At 63.4% G+C, this 21,821-nt stretch carries 29 protein-coding genes; all 29 read right to left on the bottom strand.

Annotated elements, in window-relative coordinates:
• Window positions 1-40 precede the first annotated feature (40 nt).
• The 29 genes from ACO2Q9_RS02910 to ACO2Q9_RS02770 all read right to left on the bottom strand — a co-directional run bounded on the left by ACO2Q9_RS02910 (window position 41) and on the right by ACO2Q9_RS02770 (window position 21,716).
• The gene (locus ACO2Q9_RS02910) at window positions 41-589 is read right to left on the bottom strand and encodes a phage baseplate assembly protein V (protein ID WP_423308128.1); all 549 of its coding nucleotides are present in this window, start codon (window positions 587-589) and stop codon (window positions 41-43) included.
• Window positions 586-1,734, bottom strand: coding sequence for a phage baseplate assembly protein (locus ACO2Q9_RS02905; RefSeq protein ID WP_423308125.1), 1,149 nt, complete (start codon window positions 1,732-1,734; stop codon window positions 586-588). Before ACO2Q9_RS02905 ends, ACO2Q9_RS02910 begins: the two co-directional genes overlap by 4 nt.
• Window positions 1,731-2,972, bottom strand: a complete 1,242-nt coding sequence (locus tag ACO2Q9_RS02900; RefSeq protein ID WP_423308123.1) for a DNA circularization protein — start codon at window positions 2,970-2,972, stop codon at window positions 1,731-1,733. The genes ACO2Q9_RS02905 and ACO2Q9_RS02900 overlap by 4 nt, the downstream gene beginning before the upstream one ends.
• The gene (locus ACO2Q9_RS02895; RefSeq protein ID WP_423308121.1) at window positions 2,972-4,780 is read right to left on the bottom strand and encodes a phage tail tape measure protein; all 1,809 of its coding nucleotides are present in this window, start codon (window positions 4,778-4,780) and stop codon (window positions 2,972-2,974) included. The genes ACO2Q9_RS02900 and ACO2Q9_RS02895 overlap by 1 nt, the downstream gene beginning before the upstream one ends.
• A gap of 145 nt (window positions 4,781-4,925) precedes the next feature.
• On the bottom strand, window positions 4,926-5,216 hold the full coding sequence (locus ACO2Q9_RS02890) for a hypothetical protein (RefSeq protein WP_423308119.1): 291 nt from the start codon (window positions 5,214-5,216) through the stop codon (window positions 4,926-4,928).
• A gap of 79 nt (window positions 5,217-5,295) precedes the next feature.
• A complete protein-coding gene (locus ACO2Q9_RS02885) occupies window positions 5,296-5,646 on the bottom strand; it encodes a phage tail tube protein (RefSeq protein WP_423308117.1) in 351 nt (116 codons plus the stop codon).
• Between the two features lie 12 nt (window positions 5,647-5,658).
• Window positions 5,659-7,131: a phage tail sheath subtilisin-like domain-containing protein gene (locus tag ACO2Q9_RS02880; RefSeq protein ID WP_423308115.1), complete on the bottom strand. Its 1,473-nt coding sequence runs from the start codon at window positions 7,129-7,131 to the stop codon at window positions 5,659-5,661.
• 15 nt (window positions 7,132-7,146) lie between these two features.
• A complete protein-coding gene (locus ACO2Q9_RS02875) occupies window positions 7,147-7,353 on the bottom strand; it encodes a DUF2635 domain-containing protein (RefSeq protein WP_423308113.1) in 207 nt (68 codons plus the stop codon).
• The gene (locus ACO2Q9_RS02870) at window positions 7,353-7,964 is read right to left on the bottom strand and encodes a hypothetical protein (protein ID WP_423308111.1); all 612 of its coding nucleotides are present in this window, start codon (window positions 7,962-7,964) and stop codon (window positions 7,353-7,355) included. Before ACO2Q9_RS02870 ends, ACO2Q9_RS02875 begins: the two co-directional genes overlap by 1 nt.
• Window positions 7,964-8,491, bottom strand: coding sequence for a phage virion morphogenesis protein (locus ACO2Q9_RS02865; RefSeq protein WP_423308109.1), 528 nt, complete (start codon window positions 8,489-8,491; stop codon window positions 7,964-7,966). Before ACO2Q9_RS02865 ends, ACO2Q9_RS02870 begins: the two co-directional genes overlap by 1 nt.
• Window positions 8,491-8,997, bottom strand: a complete 507-nt coding sequence (locus ACO2Q9_RS02860) for a gp436 family protein (RefSeq protein WP_423308107.1) — start codon at window positions 8,995-8,997, stop codon at window positions 8,491-8,493. Before ACO2Q9_RS02860 ends, ACO2Q9_RS02865 begins: the two co-directional genes overlap by 1 nt.
• Before the next feature lie 181 nt (window positions 8,998-9,178).
• Entirely contained in the window at window positions 9,179-9,343 is a 165-nt protein-coding gene (locus tag ACO2Q9_RS02855) for a hypothetical protein (RefSeq protein WP_423308105.1), read from the bottom strand.
• 28 nt (window positions 9,344-9,371) lie between these two features.
• The gene (locus ACO2Q9_RS02850) at window positions 9,372-10,301 is read right to left on the bottom strand and encodes a phage capsid protein (protein ID WP_423308103.1); all 930 of its coding nucleotides are present in this window, start codon (window positions 10,299-10,301) and stop codon (window positions 9,372-9,374) included.
• A 28-nt stretch (window positions 10,302-10,329) separates the two neighbouring features.
• Window positions 10,330-10,704, bottom strand: a complete 375-nt coding sequence (locus ACO2Q9_RS02845; RefSeq protein ID WP_423308101.1) for a phage cement protein — start codon at window positions 10,702-10,704, stop codon at window positions 10,330-10,332.
• Window position 10,705: 1 nt separating this feature from the next.
• Window positions 10,706-11,815 carry a phage protease gene (locus ACO2Q9_RS02840; protein WP_423308099.1) on the bottom strand — a complete coding sequence of 370 codons (1,110 nt, stop codon included), beginning with the start codon at window positions 11,813-11,815 and terminating at the stop codon, window positions 10,706-10,708.
• Window positions 11,816-12,020: 205 nt separating this feature from the next.
• Window positions 12,021-13,304, bottom strand: coding sequence for a phage minor head protein (locus tag ACO2Q9_RS02835; RefSeq protein ID WP_423308097.1), 1,284 nt, complete (start codon window positions 13,302-13,304; stop codon window positions 12,021-12,023).
• Between the two features lie 194 nt (window positions 13,305-13,498).
• Window positions 13,499-15,088 carry a DUF935 domain-containing protein gene (locus ACO2Q9_RS02830; protein WP_423308095.1) on the bottom strand — a complete coding sequence of 530 codons (1,590 nt, stop codon included), beginning with the start codon at window positions 15,086-15,088 and terminating at the stop codon, window positions 13,499-13,501.
• 11 nt (window positions 15,089-15,099) lie between these two features.
• Window positions 15,100-16,689 (bottom strand): terminase large subunit domain-containing protein, encoded by a 1,590-nt coding sequence (locus tag ACO2Q9_RS02825; RefSeq protein WP_423308093.1) that lies wholly within the window; start codon window positions 16,687-16,689, stop codon window positions 15,100-15,102.
• Window positions 16,686-17,267 (bottom strand): phage protein Gp27 family protein, encoded by a 582-nt coding sequence (locus tag ACO2Q9_RS02820; RefSeq protein ID WP_423308091.1) that lies wholly within the window; start codon window positions 17,265-17,267, stop codon window positions 16,686-16,688. Before ACO2Q9_RS02820 ends, ACO2Q9_RS02825 begins: the two co-directional genes overlap by 4 nt.
• Before the next feature lie 12 nt (window positions 17,268-17,279).
• Entirely contained in the window at window positions 17,280-17,573 is a 294-nt protein-coding gene (locus tag ACO2Q9_RS02815; protein ID WP_423308089.1) for an ArsR family transcriptional regulator, read from the bottom strand.
• Window positions 17,570-17,935, bottom strand: coding sequence for a DUF2730 family protein (locus ACO2Q9_RS02810; protein ID WP_423308087.1), 366 nt, complete (start codon window positions 17,933-17,935; stop codon window positions 17,570-17,572). Before ACO2Q9_RS02810 ends, ACO2Q9_RS02815 begins: the two co-directional genes overlap by 4 nt.
• 12 nt (window positions 17,936-17,947) lie before the next feature.
• A complete protein-coding gene (locus ACO2Q9_RS02805) occupies window positions 17,948-18,550 on the bottom strand; it encodes a hypothetical protein (protein WP_423308085.1) in 603 nt (200 codons plus the stop codon).
• The gene (locus ACO2Q9_RS02800; RefSeq protein WP_423308083.1) at window positions 18,547-18,780 is read right to left on the bottom strand and encodes a hypothetical protein; all 234 of its coding nucleotides are present in this window, start codon (window positions 18,778-18,780) and stop codon (window positions 18,547-18,549) included. The genes ACO2Q9_RS02805 and ACO2Q9_RS02800 overlap by 4 nt, the downstream gene beginning before the upstream one ends.
• Window positions 18,765-18,971 (bottom strand): hypothetical protein, encoded by a 207-nt coding sequence (locus ACO2Q9_RS02795; protein WP_423308081.1) that lies wholly within the window; start codon window positions 18,969-18,971, stop codon window positions 18,765-18,767. The genes ACO2Q9_RS02800 and ACO2Q9_RS02795 overlap by 16 nt, the downstream gene beginning before the upstream one ends.
• Window position 18,972: 1 nt before the next feature.
• Window positions 18,973-19,248 (bottom strand): hypothetical protein, encoded by a 276-nt coding sequence (locus tag ACO2Q9_RS02790; RefSeq protein ID WP_423308077.1) that lies wholly within the window; start codon window positions 19,246-19,248, stop codon window positions 18,973-18,975.
• A gap of 10 nt (window positions 19,249-19,258) precedes the next feature.
• Window positions 19,259-19,723: a D-Ala-D-Ala carboxypeptidase family metallohydrolase gene (locus ACO2Q9_RS02785; protein WP_423308075.1), complete on the bottom strand. Its 465-nt coding sequence runs from the start codon at window positions 19,721-19,723 to the stop codon at window positions 19,259-19,261.
• A gap of 46 nt (window positions 19,724-19,769) precedes the next feature.
• A complete protein-coding gene (locus ACO2Q9_RS02780; RefSeq protein WP_423308073.1) occupies window positions 19,770-20,321 on the bottom strand; it encodes a hypothetical protein in 552 nt (183 codons plus the stop codon).
• A gap of 212 nt (window positions 20,322-20,533) precedes the next feature.
• Window positions 20,534-20,947 carry a hypothetical protein gene (locus tag ACO2Q9_RS02775; protein WP_423308071.1) on the bottom strand — a complete coding sequence of 138 codons (414 nt, stop codon included), beginning with the start codon at window positions 20,945-20,947 and terminating at the stop codon, window positions 20,534-20,536.
• A gap of 7 nt (window positions 20,948-20,954) precedes the next feature.
• The gene (locus tag ACO2Q9_RS02770) at window positions 20,955-21,716 is read right to left on the bottom strand and encodes an XRE family transcriptional regulator (RefSeq protein WP_423308069.1); all 762 of its coding nucleotides are present in this window, start codon (window positions 21,714-21,716) and stop codon (window positions 20,955-20,957) included.
• Window positions 21,717-21,821 lie beyond the last annotated feature (105 nt).

Here is a 21,821-nt window from a genome sequence, read left to right as displayed (position 1 = left end):
CTGTTGGGTGGGCGTCAAAGGGTCATCTAAAGCGCTTTATTCACATCGCCGTGTTGGGGCCGTTGGTCACCCCGCCGGTTTCGTTGTGCGTGTGTCCGTTGTAGGCGGTGCGCATCGACGCCATCGTCTTCCCCGTGGTGTCGCAGAGATCCTTGATCTGGCCGGTGGCTTCAATGTTGGCCTCCACGCGCAGCTTCGTGAGGTTCTGCATCAGCACGGCATGCCCAGCCCCGTCGATCACGATGCCGTTGCGCGTGAGGTGGACCTTGTGGCCAAGATCGTCATAGAGCGCCACCTCTCCGCCTTCCAGTCCCTGGAGCCGATAGTTGCGGTCATCCACGGCGATGACCAGGTAGTGATCTGTGCTTCCGCCGACGGCGACCGCGACGGCTTCAGCGCCTGGTAGCGGCACAGACGTGAGTCCGTAGTTCTGGAAGCGCTCGACCTTGTCACGTACCACGCCCTCCTGCAGCTGGATCTGCACCGCCTGGAGCTTGAGCGTGTCGTTCACGAAATCGAGCACAGCGCGCGCGACGGATAGGCGCATGCGATTGCCGAGGCTGCGAAGTGCTTTGGTTTCTTCGCTCATTTCTTGCCCTTCGGGGGATCACGTTCCCAGCTGGCCGTGAAGCCCTCATCCTTCTTCTTGCGATGCGCCTTGTTCTTGAGTCGTCCGGCCAGCTTGCTGCGGCCAACTCCTTCAACCTGCTCGAAGGCTTCCGGCAGCGCGAAGGTCAATTCGGTGAACGTGCCTTGCTCGGTGATCGTGTAAGCGCAGCCCACGATGAGAACTTCGGCGTCCATGTTCATCCGTGGGCTGATCACGTTGACCAGCGTGTTCGGCAACCACAGTGAGCCCTGAATGCCGTCCTTGCCAGTGCGCCAGCCGACGACGACCGCCTTGCCGCGCTTGCCTCGACCCATGCGGACATTCACTTCCCACTCCGCGCGCTCCTTCAGCGCCGAGTTGCTCACGCCTTGCTCGGCCATGACTACCAGCGGTCGATACCGATCGATCTCCGCATCCTTGGCCTCTGACTTGAGGTGCGCGGTGGACGCGCCCCACGATTCATCGTCACCCGCTGTCTGGCCCTTGACGATGATCTGGCTAAAACGGTCCTTCCAGGTGTGGGTGGCGCTGATGCGCTTGACGTTGACGCCTTCCTCCAGCGTTACGCCGGTATGCGTGTCACCGGACTTGCAGAGGAACACTTCGCCCGCCGGCGTGCTGGTGCAGAGCACGGCGCGCAGGCGGCAGGCACGGTCAATGGCATCGAATGCCTTCTCACCATCTTCCAGGGCGAACGACTTGAAGACTTCGCCCTGATCGAGCCCGTCCTGCAGCACGACCTTGAGGCCGAACGGTGCAACGATGTCGCGCACGATTCGTTCAAGCTTGACGCCGTGCCACTGGCCCCCCTTGTAGATGGCGGAGCAATCGACCAGGTCACCGGTCTTGTCCCGGCCTTCCACGCGGATCGAGCTGCTCGTGTCGGTCAGCTCAGGCTCGTACTGGTCGATGTAGCCGGTAATCACCACATCCGAGCCGATTCGCACCTGGCAAGCCAGTCCTTCGCGCAGGCGCGCAGGAAAGGTGGCGCCAGGCCAGCGCTGCGTGAGCTGCAGGATGAAGCCGCCCGCGATCTGCTCGATGCCGCGCTGGATCTCCACACGCTCCCAGCCGCCGTACGCCAGGCCGTCCACCAGCAGCTCGACTCGATTGTTTTCGGTCACAGCAGGATCTCCACTTCGCCGGCCGGCACGAAGGCGGGGTTGGCGACTGCATTGCGCGTCACGAGCTCGTCGGCGCGGGTGGCGTCCTGGTAGACGCGATGCGCCAGCACCAGGGCAGGCAGCACCGCATGGCTGGTGAAGGTGGACCGCTGCTGCAGCAGTTCCGCGCGCACCGACACATCACGCGTCACGGCCGTGCGCAGCGCGCTCAGTGCCTGCGCCGTGGCTACATCGGGGTCGGTCGTCTCCAGCTCCGAATCGATCTGGGCTAGCAGCGCATCGCGCAGCGCAAGCGCCTGGTCGGCCGTCTCCACCGCACCGTCGCTGATGGCGATGGTGAGCATGCGCGCTTGCTGCGAAATTGCAGTGCGACGCTGCAGATCTGCGCGGGCGTTTTCGTTCATCGACAGTCGCGAGCGAGTGCCACCCGCATAGGCAGACGAGCTGGACCGGGAGTTGCCACCGAACACGGCACGGAACTCAGCGAAGGCCGAAAGGGGCCGAGACACGGCCGCGACCAACTGCTGCTGCAGGGACTGCAGGTTCTGCACCAAGTTGACCGGCGTGCGAATCAAGGCGGTGAGGTCGCCACTGACCAGCGAGACGTTGCGCACGAGATTTGCGAGACCTTCTGTGCTGGTGACCTGGCGCACCGTCTTCAAGAGGCCTTGAAGATCCTGCCCAAAGCTCGATGCTTGCGTGTCGGCCAGCACCTGCGGGCCCGACACGTCGGCCGCGCTGCAATAAGCCTCGCCAGCCGCATCGTCCACCGCCTGGCTGGCGGTGTCGACCTGCTGCGTCGTATCGGGCAGAGCGTTCGGCAGCTCATTCCCACCAGCTTCGATGAAAGTGATGGTGAAGCGAGCGATGCCCCCTTCGCGCGCCGTGGTGCGGATTCGCGCCACGTCCTGAACGGACACCCACAGCACGCCATACAGCGGGTGGATCAGCTCACCGGGGCCGGCCGTCTCCAGCGCTTCCCAGAGCGCGTTGCGTTCAGCCAGGAAGTTGTCACCGATGACGTAGCCTTCGACATTCCAGGTGCGTGCACGTCGGCCAAGATCTTCGGGAAATGGATCATCCCGTTGCGGGTACTCGTGCGCCACAGTGCGCCGGCCGACGCCGAGTTCAGCATCGACCGTGTGGAATGGCACACCCCTGAAGCTGGCCCCAGGAGCCTGGACGCTCTGCCCGTTCCGGGTGAACGATGTCTGGTGAAGTTCGTCGCGCCAAGCCATCAGTAGCCCGCTGCCTGGTTGGAATGGCCGACGTCGGCCGACATGCGCGTTCCATTGAACGGCTTGACTTGGTGCTGCACGGGCACGCTCGGATCGGACAACACGCGCACAGTGATCTCACCACCGACCTTCGTGCTGCGCAGCGACTCGTTGATAGCCACCGAGCGCTGCGCATTCTCGTTGCCGAACGCGGCGAGGATCTTCTCGATGCGTTCAACGAAGGTGGTGTTTTCGACGGCCTTGTAAAGCAGGCTACCTGCGCCGTAGCCGGCGAGGCCGGCAGCGCCGACCCCGGCACCGATTGCGGCCAGGCCACCAGCGCCTGCACCGGCGGTAACGCCAAGGGGCGCGCTGCCTACCAGCGCCCCAGCGCCAATCAAGCCGCGCATACGGGCGAGGAAGCCCACCGACGCAGCGCCTCCGGCCGCAGCCCCAGCAGTCCCTAGTAGACCTCCGCCTCCGCCGCCACTCATCTCGCTCCAGTTGGTGACATACACGGGCGTAACACCAGCCGCGGCTTCGAGCGCCTTGCCCGTCGCCACCCCGGCACCCACGCCGCCGAAGCGGCCAGCGACGCTGCGTAGCATCGGAGGCAAGAGCCGACTCGCCGCATACAGACCGGCCGCTCCCGCAGCTCCACCGGCGAGCAGCTGCCCACCCGTGACGCCTTTCGAGTCGAGCAACCACTTCGTGCCGCGAGTGAAGGCGTCGTTCAGCGGCCGCGCGAAGTCTTCGGCCGCTTCGCGGAGGACGTTCTTCAGCCGTGACGCCTGGTCAACCGCGTTGTCGGTAGCGGTGGCGAGATCTCGCGCAAGCGTGCCGCCGGCCGACGCGATCTGGCGTTCGAAGTCGCGGATGTCGTCGAGCTGCCGGCCCGACAGCAGCGCCTGGATGCCACGCTGCGTGTCGAGGTCCGTGTTCTGAAAACCCTTTGAGATGAATTGGAAGCGCTGAGCGTCGGTCGTGAGCGCCTGGTACTTCTTGCGCATGTCTTCCAGGATTGCGAGCGGGTCGCGACGGCTACCGTCCGCCTGGAAGAACTTGACGCCAACTGCCTTCTCTGCATCCTTCGCATACTTGGCGTTGGTGAAGAGGCGCAGCGTCGAGTCGGCCAGCGTCGCCAGGCGCTCGGGCTGGCGCTCGATCTGCGACAAGCCTTCGATGAAGGCGAGTGTCTTGTCAAAGGAGAACCCGGCGCTCTGTGCGCGCTGCGCGACGCGCGGGAAGATGTTAGACAGGTTCTCCAGTTCGGCGTTGCCCAGGCGACCGGCGACGGCCATCTTGTCGAGCATCTGTGTTGCGACGCCCGCCTTGGCGAGGTCGAAACCGTAATTCGCAGAACCGACGGTCAAGGCACTTGCGAGCACGGAGTCCGACGCGCCGGTCACTGCGCGCGCCATGTTGATCGCCTCGGTGGCGGCCATTGCTTCCTTGAACTTCAGGCCGGCCTGCACCAGGCTGTTGAACCCGCCAACGGTCTCCTCGATGACACCGCCATTGCGCTTGACCATGTCGAACATGGCCTGATATGCCTCTTGCTGCTCGCGTGCGCTCATGCCGGCGGTCAGCCGTACCTGCGTGAGCGTCTTCTGCAACTGAGCCGCGTTGCGCTGCAGCTGGGTGAAACCAACAGACAATCCGAGGCCGGCGAGCTGGCCCTGCGTGCTGCGCGCGAACTCGCGGATCTTTGCGAACTCGCGCTGCGCCAGACTGGAGAAGCTCCGCGTCGTGCGCTCAGCGTCCTGCATCGCACGGCGGTAGCCGGCGATGTTGCCATTGACGAGGACGCTGACGTTGTACTGGCTCATTGCTAGTCTTGCTCGGTTTGCTTCAGCACTTCTGTGACGTAGAACTCAAACTCAGCGTGGCTCAATGCCATGATCGACTCGCGGCTCCAGTGCAACCGCATCGACAACAGCATCACGCTCTTGTGGAAGTCCGCCCGACGGCGGACTAACCTTCCCCCAGCTGATCAGCCTCGCGCATCGCGTTCACGATCACGCCGAACTGGTTTGCACGCAGCTCCTTGAAATGCGAGGCGACGAATGGGCCCGTGAAATCGCCGGCTCGCACGACCTGACGGCACGCCATCTGGATGTTGAAGTTGTTCATCTGCATTGCAGAGGCCTCGCCTTCGGCATCGCAAACGTCTGCCATCGTGGCGGGGCGAACTTCGACTTCCTGGACTTCTTTGCCGCCGACCTTCCACTTGAAGGGCAGCTTCTTGGTAATGGTGAGACTCATGTTCAAGCTCCTGTAAAACGGTTTTCAAGAGGCACGAAAGCCACCGCAGCGGGTGGCTCGCGTGTTGGGTGGAATCCGCTCAGCCCTCCAGGCACTCCCGCGCCTGGAAGACCAGGGTCACTTCGCCCTTGGTCATCTCGGGCGGCTTCGCGCACCAGGCGTCCTTCAACGTGAAGATCCGGCCGGTGTCGGTCTCGAATGTCCCGGTGCCGTCCTTGAAGTTCTGGATCTCCTGGAGGCTGATGTCCGCTGTGTGGTTGATGGTGCAATCCACCTGCGGCACCTCGTACTTCTCGGTGTACCCATCTACGCCGCTGTCGGATAGGGCGGGATCGCGGGCGATACCGCCCATGTTGAGCTTCGCGCCTTCCTTGCTGCGAAGGCGTTTGCCATTGATGGTGAAAACCACCTTGCCGGTGACTTGGGACATGATCTCTTCTCCTTACAGGATGAACTGCACCGACGCCGCGAACACGCGGAACTGGTTGACCACGTCGGGCGGCAGAATCGCGTTCACGCGGTTGCGGTCACTCGTGCTGCGCACCACGATCAGGTCGGTCTTGAACTGAGCAAAGTTTTCCAGCAGGCCAACCTCTTCGAGTTGCCGGGCCGTTGCCAGCAACACACTCTTGATGGTGCTGGGCGTAGCCACGGCCTGACCCGGCGCGAAGTTCGTGCCGTCGTCTGCCAGCTTGTGGCGCGGGAAGTTGAACGCGATGGCGGCGCGGAACGCAAAGCGCATGTAGTCCACGGTCCACTTCGTTTCCAGGTCAAGGTAGCTCACGTCGTCAAGACCGTAGGCGTTGACCTGGTAGGTCGTGACCACGCGCTCGATGAGCACGTTTCCGCCTTGATCAACGGTAAAGGTGCTGCAGCCGTCGCGCAGGTTCAGATCGCGCTCCAGACGCGTGTAGCGGTCCGCCTGAGCAGGCGGCAGCAGTCCAGGCAGCGCCACCGTCTGGAACGGCCGGGCCGGGTCGATGGCACCGTTGAACTCGACGACAGCGGCGAACACCGACGCCCAGATGTAGGGTGCCTGCGGCGGGTTCTTCACGCCGATGAATGAGCTGTGCGGGCTGTTGCGCGCGCTGCCGTGCGTGGTGATCTGGCCTTGCGTTCCCTTGAACCCGTAGAACACATGACCGGTCCGCATGTCCATTCCGCCCCAGCGGCTGTTGAACTCGGTCTCCAGCTTCGTGAGGTTGGCTGCATCGTTGTAAGGCGTCACGATGCTGTAGAACGACTCGGAGTTGATGGCAGCGAGTGCCGTAGCAACGTCCGGGTTGCCGGCGCCAGCAGCGCCGGCTGCCACTACCAGGGTAACGCCCGTGGGCGTCTTCTCGTCAGAGTAGTAGTTGACGCGCAGATCGATGTCGGCGGTGAACTGGCCCTTGTGGCGAGCCGTGACTGTCACGACGCCGGCGGCGGAGGTAGCGGTCACGGGGCCATCGAGGTACGCGTTGATCGCGGCCGCGATTGCGGTGGCGATGGTCGCCACGGCGTCACCGGCAGACACACCGACCGACAGCTTCTGGCCGTTCACGTACAGCGAAATGGTGCCGGCCTGCGCGGTCGTCACCGTGACAGTGATGGTCTGCACCTGGGCAACGCCGCCGCCCAGATCGTCAAGGCCGATGGCCCAGATGTCGCTGGTCTTGTTGGCATCGCGGGCGAACTTGAGCATCTCGTGCAGCACACTGCCGCGACCGAAGAGCGTCGCGGCTTCCGCTGCGCTGTTGATGCGCTGCAGCGCACCACCGGCTGCCGTGCCAGCTGCCAGCTTGTTGCCGATGAACAGCATGCGGCGGTTCATGTTCGGCAGTCCGCGCAGCGCCTTGCTGTTGTCGATCTCGATGTACTGACCAGGCGTGCGGATGTCGATCGGCAGCGTGTTGAAAGTGATGTTGTCGGGCATGGTTGGCTCCGGTAGTTACTTGGGGGCCTTGCCAGACTTGGACTCGGCAGGCTTCTCGGCCAGCACCACGTCCTTGTCCGCCAGGCGGCGACGCCAGTGGCTGTCCAGGATCACCTCTTCGCCTTCGTCGGCGAGAAAGCCACCCATCGGCTTGCGCGCCTTCATGGGCGTGCCGTCGGGCATCACGCCCGGCTTGATGAAAACGCGTTCTTCAGTGCTCATCAGGAGCCTCCTGCAAGTGAAAGATCGGCTTGCGCATCGGGGCGCGAGGTCGTGTAGTCGGGCGGCTGCTGAAGCCACTTGCCGTATTCCGCGGAGAGGGTGTGCGGCACGATGTCGATGTCGGCATGGAAGTGCTCGAAGTCGTCCAGCGGCATATCCGGTGCCGGCGCTTCGTAGGGCAGCTCAATTGCGCCGGATTCAATGGCAACTTCCATCGCTGTGAGGCCGTGCTTCACGAACAGGTTGTCGTCAGCGAACTCGGCGCTCTTGCAGAACCAGCTCGTGTCGCCGATGAACTTGCCATTCACCGTTCGCAGGATCAGCGTGAGGTACTGGTCGATGCCCAGCTCCCTCGCATTGCCCTTGCGTGCCTGGTCGCGGTCACCGACGTTGCGCACCATGATCACCAGGACGGCGCGGATCTTCGCCGTGTCGTTTTCCACGACGAGCTTGGGCGCGGCCAGGTAGATGGCGGGCGCGTCAGTTTGGTACTGCGCGAGTAGCTTCTCGTCTGGCACGTCCGGGATTGCGCCAACATGCCGCAGCGAGAGCTTCAGACCTGGACGGTTCTTCAACGCGTCCAGTAAAGCGGTTTCATGGAAGGCAAGCATCAGACGAAGCCTCCACCCATGCGGCCGGCTTCCGCAGCCTTCACCACGTCCACGACGATCTGTGGGATCTCGCGGTGATCCTCGTCGTTCAGGCCGAGGAACGGGCGCGCCGGCATCACGACGCGCTTGGTGCTGACGAATGCGCCGCCAGCCGTCCGGAATCGAAGGTTGCGCGCAGCTCGCGGACGAATCGTTCCGCCGAACTGGTGGATTGCCGCATAGATCTTGTTCGTGCCCCACTCGGCGGACTCGTTGTCTGCGCGATAGGTGATGCTGCCCAGCAAGCCGCCGTGTGCGCCCTTGTTGACCAGAGTCTGGCCGCCCGATGCCAAAGCACGCGCGCTGGGCTTCCAGCGTGCGCCATCCGGGCCGATACCCTTCTTGAAGCGCAGCCGCGTGCTGCTCTCGCCGTACTGGCCGATGGCATCGAAGATCGGGCGCGAGCTGTCACCCAACTGGCGCATGCGGCGCATGCCCAGTTGCAGGGCGACTGCGCCTTCAATGACGGCGGTGGTCGCGGCGACCATCAGATGAACCCTTTGGAGCGGTCGCGCTGCCAGACGCGCTCACCGCTCACCAGCTCCGCGCCGGCCGAGCTGGGCGGCTGCTCGCCGGTGGCCGCATCAGCGCCGAGCTGCGCTTTGCCTGCGCGCACGTCGTCCAGCAGCTTCATCGCAGCCGTGTGCCGGTCTTTCACCTGCTCGGTGGCCGTGTCGTCGTACAGGTAGAAGCGCGCCAGATCGCATGCCAGGCGCTGCAGGATGGCAGGCACCGGGAAAATGGGCAGCGAGTACTTCGAGCTGATGTAGCTGTTGATCGCATCGCGTGCGTCATCCAGGGCGCGCTGCACACGGATCATGGCAACGCCCGCTTGCGCGACTTCGTCCACGTCGTAATCCGACAGGTCGGCGCTCGATGCCACGGCCGTCAGCAGAGGACCAAACACGCGACGCGGCATGATGCGGTCGGCGCGCTGGGCGATCTCTTCCGCGTCGAAGCGGGTGATCAGGTCGAGGGCGGTGGCGTAGCTCATGGTGGTTGGTGGATCACTCAGGTCTGTCCCCCGCAACTCGGTGGGGGCAGAACTCAGTGGTCAACTGAGGCTTGCAGATCCGGGAGGGCTTGCGCCCTGACGCCCCGGCCTGGTGACTGGCTCCCGGTGCCGCAGCTGCGTCGCGCCGCGGCACCGATCAACACCATTGCGACAGCAGGTGTTACTTCTCGGCCTTCTTGTCTTCGGCCGCGCCGACATCGACGAGCGCGTCGGCCTGCTTCTCGGTCAGCTCGCCGATGTCGCTGCCAGGCTCATAGCGCTGGCCGCTGTGCTCGACGGGCGTCTTGGCCTTCACGGAGAAGGTCTTCGGTGCTGCGGTAGCCATGTGTGTAACCTCTTACCTTTCCGGCCGATCAGGCCACGGCGTTCTGGAAGTAGTAGCCCAGCTCGGTGGCCGTGACGACTTCCTTCACGCGTTCGTAGACACGCACGCGCTTGGAGCCGTCCACGCCGAGCTTCGGCTCGTCGATCACCACGGCTTGCAGCTTGGCCTTTTCGGCGGTGAAGCCGAAGGTCACGCCGGCTTGCGGGCCTGCTGCGCGGTCGCGGTAGATGAAGGCCGCATGTTTGCCCCAGCAGCGCGACATAGCAGCCGCCTGCCCCTTCTTGGCGGTATTGATGAAGCCGGCACCGATGTGGATCTGCGCGATCTCGAAGAAGTCGCAGAACTCCTGGCGGGTGATGGCACCGGTCGCCTGGTTCGTGCCCTTGATGGCCTGCACGAGCTTGGGATGCTGACGAAGCTTCGTCCATGTAGCTTGGCCGAAGCCGGCGACGTTCGGACGCATCACCGGGATATCCAGCGCTGCAAAGATTGCGTCCACCGGATTGCTGTTGGTGAAGTCGCTCCACTGCGACGTGCCAGACAGCGTGGCCTGGTTGCCAGCCAGATAGCTGCCCGTGTTGAACACCAGGTCGGCAACCCGCTTCTCGCGCGCCAGCTGCACCAGCTGCGTCGTGAACATGGTGGCCTTGCCCAGCGGATCGACGTTCTGGTTGTCGTCTTCGATGTCCGTGTTCGGGACGATGTCGTCGAGACCGTGATCATCGACGGTGCTTTGCTGCTCGGTACCGACGAACTCGACTTCGCCAGGCATCGACTTGCGGCCGACCTTGGTGTCCGGCAGGGTGAAGCCCTGTGCCAGGTCGTACTTCAGCCACTTGAAGTCGGCATCAGTGGGCGTGCGCGGCAGGATGTCATCGGCGATGAGCGCGATGTCCGGATTGCGGTACGCGAGGGCGATGGCGGTCAAGCGCGCATCGACGGGATAGGGACGCTTCATGGATCGTTCTCCTGGTTGTTTCTGTTGATCAGCCCTGCATCACGGACTGAGAGATCAGGACGTCGATCACATCCCCGGCTACGCCGGATTGCATGGCGACGCCAATGACGCGCACGTTGGAGCCTGCAGCGGGCGCAGCTGCCACGCCCAAACCTGCAGCGTTGGAAGTGACGGGGCCGCCACGGGTGACCGTGCCGGCCAGCTTCACGCTGGCGACGCCCTGGGTCATGATGTCGATGCGTTCGCCGATGGCGGTATCGAAGTCACGCGAGGCGACACCGAGCAGCGAGTCCGTGGCGGCAGCCGCCGGAATCACCGCGTCATCGGCAGCGCCGTGCTTGACGATGGTGCAGGCTGCAATGGCAGCGCCCGCGACAAAGGTTTTTTCGAGGATGACGTTCATGTCAGGCCGCCTTCTGTTGTTGCTTCATGACGTGGTTCACCGCCTGAGCCGAATCGACCTGGATGCCCAGGGCGGCTTGCTCCGCGATGTACTTGTTGGCCGCCGTGGTCAGATCCGCGACGGTCTGCTCGCCCTGCTCGGGCGGGTTCTTGCCACCGGTCTGCGACTGGCCGGCGAGCGCCGGGTTGGCCGGCGTCTTTTCGATCAGTGCCTTGAGCTGGGCGATGTCGGCCTTGCCCACATCGCGCCAGACGGATTCGGCAGCGGGCGTCAGCTTGCCGTCGTTCTTGGCCTGCTCGATGAGCGAGTCCACTTCGCGCTGCGAGTCTTTCGCCTTCAGCGAAGTCACTTCGGTGTTCAGCGTGTTGAACTTGTCGATGCTCACGTACTTCGTGGGATCGGGTTCGCTCGTGCTCTTGGCCTTGAGCTGGGCGACTTCGGTTTCAGCGGTGGTCACCTTGGCCTGCAGGCCTTCGACCTGGTCGGCCTTGGCCTTGAGTGCCGAGAGTGCCGTGGTGGCCTCGGCTTCAGTCGCTGCGTCGGCCAGGCCTAGGCCCGCCAGCAGCGCCTTGAGAATCGGGTTCATGGTGTCTGACTCCTGTTGAGTGAAGAAAGCGTTGAGCCGCGCCACGCGCTCTTGCGCAGCGGGATTGAGTTCGAGGAGATTGGGGATGCCGACCAGCGACGCGTTCAGCACGTCAAGGACTTCGCCGGTCTTCTTGTGATAGACCAGCACCGGGCTGATGTAGCGATACTCGCCCGACTTCAGCATCTGCAGCGCACGTTCGGTCCACTGCACGCCGACCGCATAGAGGCCGTCGCCGTCGCGCCACTCGAAGCGCTGGGCCCAGCCACTGGCGGGCGCGGGCTGACCGTTTTGCTCGGCCAGCATGGTCTGGTGCTCGTAGTCGAACTGGAACTGCGTTTTGACGTGACGAGCGTTCAGGCGTGCGGCGAGCGCACGGCCCTGGTCATCAGTGAGCTTCCATGACTTGGTCTCCTGCGGACGCCCGTCGCGGCCAGAGAACTCACCTGCAGGCACGAGATGCACATCGGCATTCGCTTGCAAGGTGAGCGCAGCTGCGAGGAGGGCAATGGCTGTATGCTTCATAGAAGCCCCGATGCTCGCGCGATGCCCGGCACCGCTCTAGTAAAGAGCTTTAGTCCATTGCAGTAAGATTGAGGGGCGCTGCGAGGGCTGGGAAAATCGTCGTCCACCCCGGTCGTCCGCAACATGAGATTGCGGAGTGCGGCCGGCATGCGAGAGTGCCGCGATAAGCGGATAGGCGTCTCGCCGCAGCGCACGTTCACCCCCATCATCGCTTGCCTCCGCCATCCAGGCGAGTCCAGCCTTTGGTCTGCAGCCTCTTGCGGTCCACATACATCATCGAACGAACCGCGTTGGTCTTGACCGACCGATCCTGGAAGTCGGTGCGCACGGCGATTTTCAGCAGTCGCGCATCGTTCGGCGAGTTCACCAGGAAAACCAGCGCACCGCTGTCCGCCTCGTCCCACCACACGCTTTCGGCTTGCGCCAGCATGGTCGGCAGCGCCGCCACTGCGGCCGCATTCGGATTGCGCGCCTGGCGCTCGGCGGTGCGGGCCCGGCCGATCAACTTGGACAGCGCGGCCAGCTGCACGGAGATACCCGCGCTCTCGGGCTTTCGGCCCATCGCATCGAGCGACTGCAGCACGGCCGGCGAAAGCACGCCGACCACACGACGAGATCCGAGCTGCTTGCGCTCGCCAGCCTCGTAGCGGCCGACGTACTGGCTGAACTCGGCTTGAACGAGCGGCAGCCAGCGTGTCGTGCCTGGTGTCAGCGCCCGAGCGGCGAGCTGCGAGTTCAGCAGCTCTGCCTTCTGCATCATCGTCTTGCCGAGTGACGCGGCGCGGCCACCTGGTGGATAGTGAAATGCAGGGTTCACGCCGGCCGGCACCTGCATCTCTTCGCCGGTGCGTTTGTTCACGACCGTGCGCATCACATCGGGCGGCGGCGTGCCGACGGTGAGGCCCTCGCGGTCCAGCATGCGGCGCGTGTGCTGGATCACGCTGCACTTGCAGCCGTAGTCCTTGATCGGCATGTGCGTCTGCCACCAGGGATCGTCCGCCGGCAGCACGAGGCCTGCATAGGCGAGGTGCTCGGTGCGCGGATGCTCTGCCGCCGACTTCACATATTCCAGGAACGGGAAGATCTGCTTGTTGCGCTGGACGCGCTCCCACTGCCCCTCGCTGTACGCGGTGGCGAGGTTTGTGTCATAGATCACCTGCAGGCGGCGCGGGCTGCCCAGCTGGACAAGCTTCTTCTCGCCATCGTCCGGGTCCACCATCTCCTGGCGACCCCACCAGCCGCGCGCCACCAGGCGCGGGCGCAGCGCCTGCTGGAAGGTCTCGAAAGTCGTGCCATCAGCCAGGGCGGCGTCCAGGCCTGCGCGGATCTCCGCCAGCAGATCTACCTGCATGGCCTTGGCGACCGTGAACGCGGCCTGATGCTCCTGCTGCCAAACATCCCGATAATCGAAGCCGACCCGGTAGCCTTTCTGCCTGAAATAGGCGATGGCTTCGGCCGGCGGAAGGGGCTTGAGCTGGACTTCGGCCATGCCTCAACCCCGGATGGGGGGTGTACCCCCCCAAAAAAAGCGCCCGACAAGGCATTTCCAACCGATTGAAACGCCGCGCAACAAAAAAATACGTGGGGTGGTAGCCAAAACGGCCGGAAGCGCCCAAACGCCCGATTTCCGGGCTTGGTGGGCCAAATCACGGCCCGATGCGGGTTTCCGGGCGGTTTCGTGCCTCATTTTTGGGCAGCCGCCTTCTTCGGCGCGTTCAGCCGCCCCCAGATCCGGGCAGCGAAAGCGCCACGCGCCAGCAGCTCGACCAGGCGGTCGGGCTCCAGGCCGGCCAGACTGGACTCCAGCGCCTGGCTGAAATCCTCGAAGCTGGTGGCCGACGCCAGCGCCTGCTCGATGGGCTCGACCAGTTCGCCCAGCGTTTCTTCCCACTCGTCCAGCATCTCGCCGGCCAGTTCGTCCAGCTCGTCCGCAGGCGCGGTTGGCTGGGTTGCCAGGCGCGCAATGCGTGCGTGCTGGGCGGCGGCAGCTGGAGCCGCTGCAGGTGCCGGCGCGGGTGCTTTGGAGAGCACGGGCTCATCGTCCTGCGCTTCCGGGATCTTGAGCTTCTCGTGAGCCCAGCTGCGCTTGATGCGCATGCCGACCTCGACGAGCTTCGGAACGGCGTCCGCGTACAGCTTGATGTCTTCCGGCTCTTGGGTGTCGAACACCAGACGCGGGCAGCGGCGCATGTCCGTGAGGCCCTTGTTCACGGCCAGGATCGGATATACGAGCTGGGCGGTCAGCGTTGCACTGAGCTGGCGGGCATCGGCCTTCTTCAAGTCATGGCGCACTTCGTTGTGCACCTCGCCAAGCGCCTGCGTGCCGTGCTCGCCTTCACCGCTCGTGAGCGTGCCGCCTAGGATCGCCTTCGACATCGAGCGCTCCATGAGGCTCACCATCGAATTGAACGGGCTTTCCTCGCCCTTTGCAGCCTCCTTGAATTCCACCTTCATGCCTTCGGGCATGATCGCCGCCGCGTCGTGGCCAAGGTTCACAACCGCGCGCAGCAGCGTGCTCTTGTCCTTCTCGGTTGCCGATGGATGATAGGTGCCCAGTCGCAGCGGCAGGCCGTAGATCTCCAGGAACTCGGCCAGATCGCGCACCGCGTAGTTCTTGAAGAGGAACGGCCAGGCCAGCACACGGAAGAGCCCGGCGCGCGACAAGTAGCCGCTGCGCGCACGATGCTGATGCAAGATCCAGCCGAACGGCCAGAGCGGCTCACCGTCGGCCGTTTTGAAGCTGCGAAGCAGCAACTGGTTGCGGTTGGCACCCGGAAGCGTGGAGACAGCGAACCAGGACTGCGGACGATGCGTGGCCTTCATCGGCAGCAGCTGGCCGTCCACGTTCCGCCACTCCAGTTCAATGGCAGAAAAGCCATGACCGATGGCGTCGGTCATGTCGAAGATCAGATCCTCGATGTCGGCCAACGCGCCGATGGCATCGCGCACGTACTCGGTCAGCTTCTCCTCTTCGGGTGTCGCGTCGCGTGGCGGCACGATTTCCCAATCAAGCGTTTGCAGCGCAAGGCGGCGCTTCTGCAGTTCACTGAAGAGGTGCGCGTCCTTCTCTTCCATGTCCTGGAACAGCTCGTGCTGCGCGACCAGGTCACCGCGTTCGGCGCGCTGCAGGATGCTCGCCAGCCTGGCCGGCGTGAGGCCGCGGCTCGGATGGTTTTCGTACTCGGTATGCAGCGCAGCCATGTGCGCCGTCTGCGGCTGGCTCAGCTGCGCTCGCTGGAACGGTTTGCCTTGGTGGTCGAGGATGGTGCTCATGTCGTGTCCCGTCAAAATGCGCCGGCACCGAAGCCGTCTTCTTCGTCGCCATCGAGCCAGCCCGCATCAGCGTTGAGCGCCGATTCGTATTCATAGATGGATGTGCCTTCGAGGCTTCGACTTGCGTGCCAGGCGAGTGCGCCGGCAATGAAGGTGTCGCCGTGGCGCTTCTTCTTCTCAGCATCGACCGTGCGCAGCTCGGGAATCTGCGGGATGCCCTTGATTACGCGCGGCGTGCGATGGTCGGCAAGGACATCGGCATCCATCGGCAGCGCGATCAGTTCGTCTTCGAATGCGGCCTTGTAGGGCGGCAGGTTTTCCAGATACCAGGGCTGCGTGGCCTGGATCATCAGAATGCGGGTCTGACCGTACTTCTGCGCGGTCTGCTCGGCCATCTGCATGCCGAGGCCGCGAGCATCGAGCGCAGCGCCCACGAAGCGCGGTAGGCGGTCGATAACGTACCAGAGGATCTGCAGCTGCTGCGCAAAGGGCATGCCGCGCAGTTCGACGATGAAGGGCACGCGGCGCTTCAGGTCGCGGAACTGGATCAGCGGCGCGAAGCACGTCAGGTCGCCGATCCGCGCGAAGTCACCGCCGAGGAAGCTGGTGACGTTGTCGAAGCGTGACAGCGCGTCCAGCTCGGGCTTCAAGTGTTCTTCACACCAGTCCAGGATGGTCAGCTGGCGCGTGCGGTCCGGCTGGAATGTGAACTCGGGTTTGCGCGCATCGCGCAGCACCGGCCAGCCTTTTCGCATGCAGCGCTCGATCAGCTCGCGGGTGAGGAATGCGCCGCTGCCGTGCTTCGGCACGCAGTCCAGCTCTTCCTCGGCGTCATCGCCATAGAACGCGCGGATCTCCGACGCCCACTTCACTTGGCCTGCTTCGGTCCACTCGTCGCCGGTGCGCATGCAGATCCGGCGATAAAGTCCTTCATAAAGCGCCTCATCGAACGTGAAGCGGTGGACGCTGTAGGGGAAGCGCCCAGCGCGTACATCCTTGATGAGCTGGTTGAATGGGTTGTCGTCGCCGTCGTGCGTGCTGATGATGCGCAGATCTCCGCCCCAGATCAGCAGCGCCATCGCGGCCTTCAGGATCTCGGCCTGCTGCTCATGGAACGCAGCCTCGTCCAGGATCACACGGCCTTGCTTGCCGCGCAGGTTGCGGGGCTTCGAGCTGAGCGCGGTGATGCGGTTGCCGCTGGCGAACTTGATGCTGAATGCGAAGACGCTCTTCTTCTCTTCGCCTTCCAGGAATACGTCCTCCGAGATCTCGATGGCTTCGGCCACGCTCTGGAAATGTTCTGCCCACTGCGCGCAGTCGAGAATGAACTCGATAGCCATGTCCTTGACGTAGCCGATGTACCAGACATCCATGCCGTTGGTTGCGGCCGCACAAAGCACGGAGTCGCAGGCCTCGGCCCACGACAACCCAATGCGGCGACTCTTCTCGACCACCTTGACCTTGGAGGTGTCACCGATCCAGCGCTGCTGGTAGGGCAGCAAGACATTGCCATCGTCATCGACGATAGGCTTGCGCTTCTCGAACGGGTACTTGATGCCCTCGCCGAGCTGCCGAATTTCGGGCGTGATGATCTCGCTCACGCGGCTCCCTTCGGCTTGGCGTCAGCAACGCCCAGGATGCGCTTCTTGATCAGGTCGATGGTGTCATCGGAGAGGCCGGCCTTCTTCGCGGTCGTGGCGACTTCTGCAGCGACCTTCACCGCCTCGGCCGCGATGAGCTTGCGCACCACGACCTCGCGGTCCACCACGAGCTTGTCGGCTCCGGCAATGTCTTTGAGCGCCTTCCCCAGGAACATCAGGTCTTCCGGGCTGGCGGCTTCCATGTCGCCGATGGACTTGAAGGCCACGACCCGCAGCATCTCCAGCAGCATGCGGCCGATGTCGCCCTCGGGTTCCTTGCCCAGCTTGTTCACCCACACGGTGGCGATCTGCTGCGCCTGGCGGTAATCCTCCATGCGCTCGCGCGCATTCTTGACGTAGCGCCCGACGGCCGAGCGGGAAGCTTCCGCACCTTGCTCTTCGATGAGGCGAACAATCTGGTCGATGGTGAGCCGGCCATCACGCACGGCCTCATCCACCGCTTCCTTGACACGCGGATCGAGCTGCGTGATGGAGCTGGGGCGGGAAGGCTTGCGCTTGAAAGTGCTTTTGCTGGGCATTTGAAAGCCCCTTCAAGGCAGCGGGCGCTTGACGCCAGGCACATGAGCACGGCCGCCCGCCACGTCAACTCCGCGCGGCGTTGCGCAGGCAAGCACGACATCGCCGGTTGTGCGCGACGTCACCAGCCCCTGCTCGGCCAGCCAGGCGATATCAGTGCGCACTTGGTCAATACTGGCGCTGTGCCCATAGATCTGATCGATGGCGTCGCGCAGCAGGAACGCGTTGGCGGTGTAGCCAGGCGTCTCGCACAGCACGAGCAGCAGCGAGAGGCGGCGGTCTTCGGTGACTGCGGTTAGAAAGCTCATTTGGCTCGGTTCAGCAAATGCTGGTGAATCAGTTGTGTTTGGTGTTCAACTCGTGTGAGTAGCGCCGCGATGCCATTCACTTGAGCCTTGACGGTGCTGACATCGCCGGTGAGGTGCGCGATTTCTTCGTCGGTTGGCATGTGCGTCACCTTCTCTTCGAGGGTGGTCAAGCGAACGTTCTGCGCCTCATTGGCCTCGCCAGCAGCCTTGATGAAGGCCGATAGAGTGGTCTGCAGCGCTTCAACAGCTTTCTGGTTGTCCTTGTCTTTTGTGCGCAGGTACACCCACACCACGACAAGGCCTTGCGTTACCCACTGGAGCACGCCAAACCAAAAGCCGGCCGCGCGATAGTCGAATTCCATGTTGTCCTTTTGTTATTGGGGGCTGACCTTCTTCAGGTAGCCAATGAGCCGCGTGAGGCGGGCTGCGTTGCGGGCGCAGATCTGGGCGTTGACGGCGTGGTTGTCCCAGGCGTCTCCGAGGGTGAGGCCGGAGCCTTCGGCGCAAGAAGGGTCGGGCTCTCCGCCTCCTCCATCAGCTCCGCAGGCACCAGGGGGCACGTCTGCACGGCCTGCAAGCGCGCTGTTCCACATCCAAACAGCAGCGTTGCTGAGAGAAGGATCAGGATCGACAAATACGATGACGCGCCCCTGCGATGCGTCGGCGTCGTCAGTGGGCTTCGGGTCAGCGGGCTTCGAAGGTTTCGCCACCACGAGCGGCACCTTGCCGCGCAGTTTCTTAAAACGGTCATTGAGATCCGCATAGCGTTGCTCCTGATCGGCTTTTTCCTGGGCGGCGTTGACACGAGCGTCGGCCGCAGTCTTTTCGTTGCGCACGCGCGCCTGATTGGCGAGGCGCTCAACCTCCAGCTGCTGCGCGCGCCAGGCATTGCCCTCGGTGCGTACGCCGAAGCGATAGCCACCGAAAGCAATCCCAGCTGCAGCAGCTGCGATCAAGAGCAGGCGGGCGGCAGTCATTGCTCCCTCCGGCGCTCTTCTTCGAGCTTCGGCTGCGCGATGACGCGCAGGACGATGATGAGCAGCGCGACGCCGGCAGTGACCCACGGCCACACCTTCGCGGGCAGCAGCGGCTGCAGGTACGGCAGCAGCTCTGCTTGCGCCATCGACAGCACGGCCAGCAGCGCAGCTGCGCGAACGCTGCTGAAGCGCCAGGCCTTGCGCCATTCGGGGATCAGACGAGGAACCACCAGGCACCTCCTGAAACGATGGACACGACGGCTGCAATCACAGCAATCGCAATGCTCAGGAACATGACGCCGAGCGCGCCAGGCCCGCCGAAGAAGCGAGCGCAGATGACCGCGCTCAGACAGGCAAGCCCGAGCACGATGGCCGAGATCCAGAAGATGAGCGGGAAGGGTCCGGGCGTGAACGCGTGCATCTCAGCCCTTCGATGCGGCGCGATGCCGCGCCCGGTTGCGCTTTTTCTTCGCTACGCGCTTCGCGTGGGCGTTTGTCCAGCCGTAGCCCGCACGTCGATACGTGCTCTGCGTCCAGGGGTCAGACGGACCAACGCGTCGCTTCCTCGCCGGGATGACCTGCACCACTTGCGGTGGTGCGGCTTTGTCCAGCACCGACATGTTGAATCCACCGCCGAGCGCTGATGCACACCCCGCAGCAAGCGCTGCAGCGATCAAACCAGAACGTCCTACTGCCATAGAGTGCTCCTCAGCAGATGCCTTTGAGATAGGTGGTTTCCTTGCCGCGCTCGAAGATCGCAGTCAGGACTTGCTGGCGCGGCCGCTCACCGAGAACCGGAATTCCGATGTGCACCCATGTGCCTTCGTAGATCAGCTGGTCGAACACCACGCCGTTCGTAACGAGCTGCTGGCAGATCGCCTTGGGTGAGCCGAAGCCAGGGCAGATGAAGTCGGCCGCACGGCCATCGAGGTGAGCGCTGAAGCGCGCTCCGCCGACGGCAGCGTTCGTCTGCGGATTGCGGAAGCCGCTGGAGACCAGGATCGGGTTGCCGACCAGGTTCGAGCGCACGACCTCCAGCACCTGCGCCAGGCGACGCAGGTTTTCGAGCTGGGCGCCATTGGGCTCGTTGCGGATGCCCAAGCGCGCGGCCTTCTCGGAAAAAGTCAGTTCCGAGAGGTGGAAATGTGGGGAGAGAAGAATGTCTTCACGCATGCAGGGCAGGATGCCGCGCACGCGCGAGGGGGACTAGTAAAGAGCTTTACTGAGGAGCCGGCTTGCGAGATTGATCGAAGTCGATGAAGTGCATGGACAACCATTGCCACAAAGGCAGCGGTTGTACATCCTGCCCGAGAGCCGTCGTCAGCTCATTGTGGCAATGCGTAACCAGCGCGCTCAAGGCCGCAGGCTCACCAGACTCCAGGATGAGAGTCTCTGCTTCGTAGTGCCGGAGATCCCTTGCCGACAGCTCACCTTTTCTGACAACCTCCGACTGGAGGCGCTTGAAGTCGCGAGCCAGCTCAGCGTGCCGACGCGCCTTCGACGCCGGATCATAGGCCAGCGACGCTGCGGTGATGATCGTGAAGATACCAGCGAACCATGCACCCAACAACGGGTGCTCGGTCAGCTTGGCGAAAACTGCAGCGCCGGCCACGATGCCTACGAACTTCGCGAAACGGTCCATGCCATCGAGAAAGCGCTCGCGCTTCTGATGGTAGAGCGCGGACACCATGCACTTCCAGACGATCTCCCATTGCTTCGGTGGCATCGAGTCGCCCAGCGCTTGTGGCGGGGCTTCGTCCGGATCGCTCATTTTTTCGGAGGCGCCGGCGGTGGCCGAGTGAAGGAGACGGTGGGCTGGTTGCGCACGTCGGTCGCGCCAGTTTCACGCCCGCCTTTGCTTGGAATGCTTGGCACATATGCGCCGTCCATTCCCGTGCCTCTGCGCGGCTGCGGACCTTTGACCGGCTGCGATGCTGGCGGCTTCGATGGTGGTTTGCTCATTTTCCCCCCGTTGGAAATGCCTTACTTGCTCACGAACTCCGTGCCGTCTGTACCGAGATAACCGGACATACCGGCGGTGAACTGCTTGTCCCGGCAGACCGACAGACACGCTGATTTCGCCACCGCGACGGTGGCGACCTTGCTGGCCTCAACGTCGAACGTGCACGTCTGACCTTGAGCACGATATTCCGTCAAGAGACGTCCTGACGCAGCGGGGTTTACACGCACCTTGAAAGAGTAGACATCGCGCCAGCCCTTCTCGCGTTGATCGGTCAGGCTGGCCGGCTGCTTGGCGGCACTTGAAACGGTCAGGTCGGATGCATAGGTCGCGAGACCGGGGCAGGCTTTCTGCAAAGCGCCACGCGCATCCTGCTCAGTAGTAGCTGTGGCCGCGAAAGAAACAGCGGCGAGAGCAAACGCAAATACCAGCTTCATAGTTCCCTCACTGAAAAATGACGCCGCCCCAGCGCACGCGGCCGATGACTGCAAAGTCGCGGTCGTGATCATCGGAGCCCGAGATCTCGAACGGCGAGTACTCCTCGTTTGTACTGCTGACCAAAAGCTTCCGGCCGGGCATGCGCTGCAGGCGCTTCGCCAGTAGCGCGCCGTCCAGCCGAACGATATGCATGCCTTCGGTGTGCACTTCCCGATCTCGCCGATCAAGCAACACGCTGTCTCTGGAATTCAGGCGCGGTGAAGCACTGTTCCCGATGATCTGACACATCGCTATCTCGTTGTGCGGAATGCCCAGTTCGCCGCGAATAAACCCGATGTCGAACGGCCGCATCGCGGTCACTCTCTCCAGGTCATTGAATGCGCCGTCACCAGCTGCCGCCTGTATGTCGAATAACGGCACCCAGACGAACTCGGATGACTCCACGGCGTGGAGGCTCTTGTCCGGCATGTCAGTGGCGGCTGGCTGACCGGTGATCAACCACTGCGCCGTCCGCTTGCCGAGCAGGCACATGCGGTGAATCAGCCACGCATCAGGCATCGTTTCACCGCGCTCGAATTTGCCCACCGTGTTGGCGTGGATGCCCAGCTTCAGCGCGAAGTCCTGCCGACTGATGGCACCTCGCAGCGTACGCACGCGGTCGGAGAAGTCAGCCGCATAGCGCGCTGCCTTCTGATTGTCATCAGTGGCGATGGCAGTACTCGCCTGCACATCTTCATGTGCGGTACTGCCTCGTTTTTGTGTGTCCATGAACACAATTAGATCGGTCGCGCAATACCCCGTCAATCAGGAGAAAGGTTTCCAGCCACAAAAAGGTAGAAAAGCGCAAGCAATTCACATATAAGTGTTTATCCG

Origin of the sequence: Variovorax sp. VNK109, from assembly GCF_049445855.1 — a bacterium.
Taxonomy (GTDB): Bacteria; Pseudomonadota; Gammaproteobacteria; order Burkholderiales; family Burkholderiaceae_C; genus JAGOCV01.
Note: the sequence above shows the minus strand (reverse complement) of the source record. Positions and strands in the feature narration are given on the sequence as shown.

What these genes read in the sequence shown, in the direction of transcription:
- ACO2Q9_RS02850 (WP_423308103.1), bottom strand. Translation starts at nt 10,301, where the DNA reads ATGAAGCGTCCCTATCCCGTCGATGCGCGCTTGACCGCCATCGCCCTC.
- ACO2Q9_RS02805 (WP_423308085.1), bottom strand. Translation starts at nt 18,550, where the DNA reads ATGACTGCCGCCCGCCTGCTCTTGATCGCAGCTGCTGCAGCTGGGATT.
- ACO2Q9_RS02775 (WP_423308071.1), bottom strand. Translation starts at nt 20,947, where the DNA reads ATGAAGCTGGTATTTGCGTTTGCTCTCGCCGCTGTTTCTTTCGCGGCC.
- ACO2Q9_RS02780 (WP_423308073.1), bottom strand. Translation starts at nt 20,321, where the DNA reads ATGAGCGATCCGGACGAAGCCCCGCCACAAGCGCTGGGCGACTCGATG.
- ACO2Q9_RS02875 (WP_423308113.1), bottom strand. Translation starts at nt 7,353, where the DNA reads ATGAGCACTGAAGAACGCGTTTTCATCAAGCCGGGCGTGATGCCCGAC.
- ACO2Q9_RS02830 (WP_423308095.1), bottom strand. Translation starts at nt 15,088, where the DNA reads ATGAGCACCATCCTCGACCACCAAGGCAAACCGTTCCAGCGAGCGCAG.
- ACO2Q9_RS02900 (WP_423308123.1), bottom strand. Translation starts at nt 2,972, where the DNA reads ATGGCTTGGCGCGACGAACTTCACCAGACATCGTTCACCCGGAACGGG.
- ACO2Q9_RS02885 (WP_423308117.1), bottom strand. Translation starts at nt 5,646, where the DNA reads ATGTCCCAAGTCACCGGCAAGGTGGTTTTCACCATCAATGGCAAACGC.
- ACO2Q9_RS02785 (WP_423308075.1), bottom strand. Translation starts at nt 19,723, where the DNA reads ATGCGTGAAGACATTCTTCTCTCCCCACATTTCCACCTCTCGGAACTG.
- ACO2Q9_RS02835 (WP_423308097.1), bottom strand. Translation starts at nt 13,304, where the DNA reads ATGGCCGAAGTCCAGCTCAAGCCCCTTCCGCCGGCCGAAGCCATCGCC.
- ACO2Q9_RS02810 (WP_423308087.1), bottom strand. Translation starts at nt 17,935, where the DNA reads ATGGAATTCGACTATCGCGCGGCCGGCTTTTGGTTTGGCGTGCTCCAG.
- ACO2Q9_RS02865 (WP_423308109.1), bottom strand. Translation starts at nt 8,491, where the DNA reads ATGGTCGCCGCGACCACCGCCGTCATTGAAGGCGCAGTCGCCCTGCAA.
- ACO2Q9_RS02855 (WP_423308105.1), bottom strand. Translation starts at nt 9,343, where the DNA reads ATGGCTACCGCAGCACCGAAGACCTTCTCCGTGAAGGCCAAGACGCCC.
- ACO2Q9_RS02870 (WP_423308111.1), bottom strand. Translation starts at nt 7,964, where the DNA reads ATGCTTGCCTTCCATGAAACCGCTTTACTGGACGCGTTGAAGAACCGT.
- ACO2Q9_RS02815 (WP_423308089.1), bottom strand. Translation starts at nt 17,573, where the DNA reads ATGAGCTTTCTAACCGCAGTCACCGAAGACCGCCGCCTCTCGCTGCTG.
- ACO2Q9_RS02840 (WP_423308099.1), bottom strand. Translation starts at nt 11,815, where the DNA reads ATGAAGCATACAGCCATTGCCCTCCTCGCAGCTGCGCTCACCTTGCAA.
- ACO2Q9_RS02820 (WP_423308091.1), bottom strand. Translation starts at nt 17,267, where the DNA reads ATGCCCAGCAAAAGCACTTTCAAGCGCAAGCCTTCCCGCCCCAGCTCC.
- ACO2Q9_RS02790 (WP_423308077.1), bottom strand. Translation starts at nt 19,248, where the DNA reads ATGGCAGTAGGACGTTCTGGTTTGATCGCTGCAGCGCTTGCTGCGGGG.
- ACO2Q9_RS02770 (WP_423308069.1), bottom strand. Translation starts at nt 21,716, where the DNA reads ATGGACACACAAAAACGAGGCAGTACCGCACATGAAGATGTGCAGGCG.
- ACO2Q9_RS02880 (WP_423308115.1), bottom strand. Translation starts at nt 7,131, where the DNA reads ATGCCCGACAACATCACTTTCAACACGCTGCCGATCGACATCCGCACG.
- ACO2Q9_RS02860 (WP_423308107.1), bottom strand. Translation starts at nt 8,997, where the DNA reads ATGAGCTACGCCACCGCCCTCGACCTGATCACCCGCTTCGACGCGGAA.
- ACO2Q9_RS02895 (WP_423308121.1), bottom strand. Translation starts at nt 4,780, where the DNA reads ATGAGCCAGTACAACGTCAGCGTCCTCGTCAATGGCAACATCGCCGGC.
- ACO2Q9_RS02795 (WP_423308081.1), bottom strand. Translation starts at nt 18,971, where the DNA reads ATGCACGCGTTCACGCCCGGACCCTTCCCGCTCATCTTCTGGATCTCG.
- ACO2Q9_RS02890 (WP_423308119.1), bottom strand. Translation starts at nt 5,216, where the DNA reads ATGAGTCTCACCATTACCAAGAAGCTGCCCTTCAAGTGGAAGGTCGGC.
- ACO2Q9_RS02845 (WP_423308101.1), bottom strand. Translation starts at nt 10,704, where the DNA reads ATGAACGTCATCCTCGAAAAAACCTTTGTCGCGGGCGCTGCCATTGCA.
- ACO2Q9_RS02910 (WP_423308128.1), bottom strand. Translation starts at nt 589, where the DNA reads ATGAGCGAAGAAACCAAAGCACTTCGCAGCCTCGGCAATCGCATGCGC.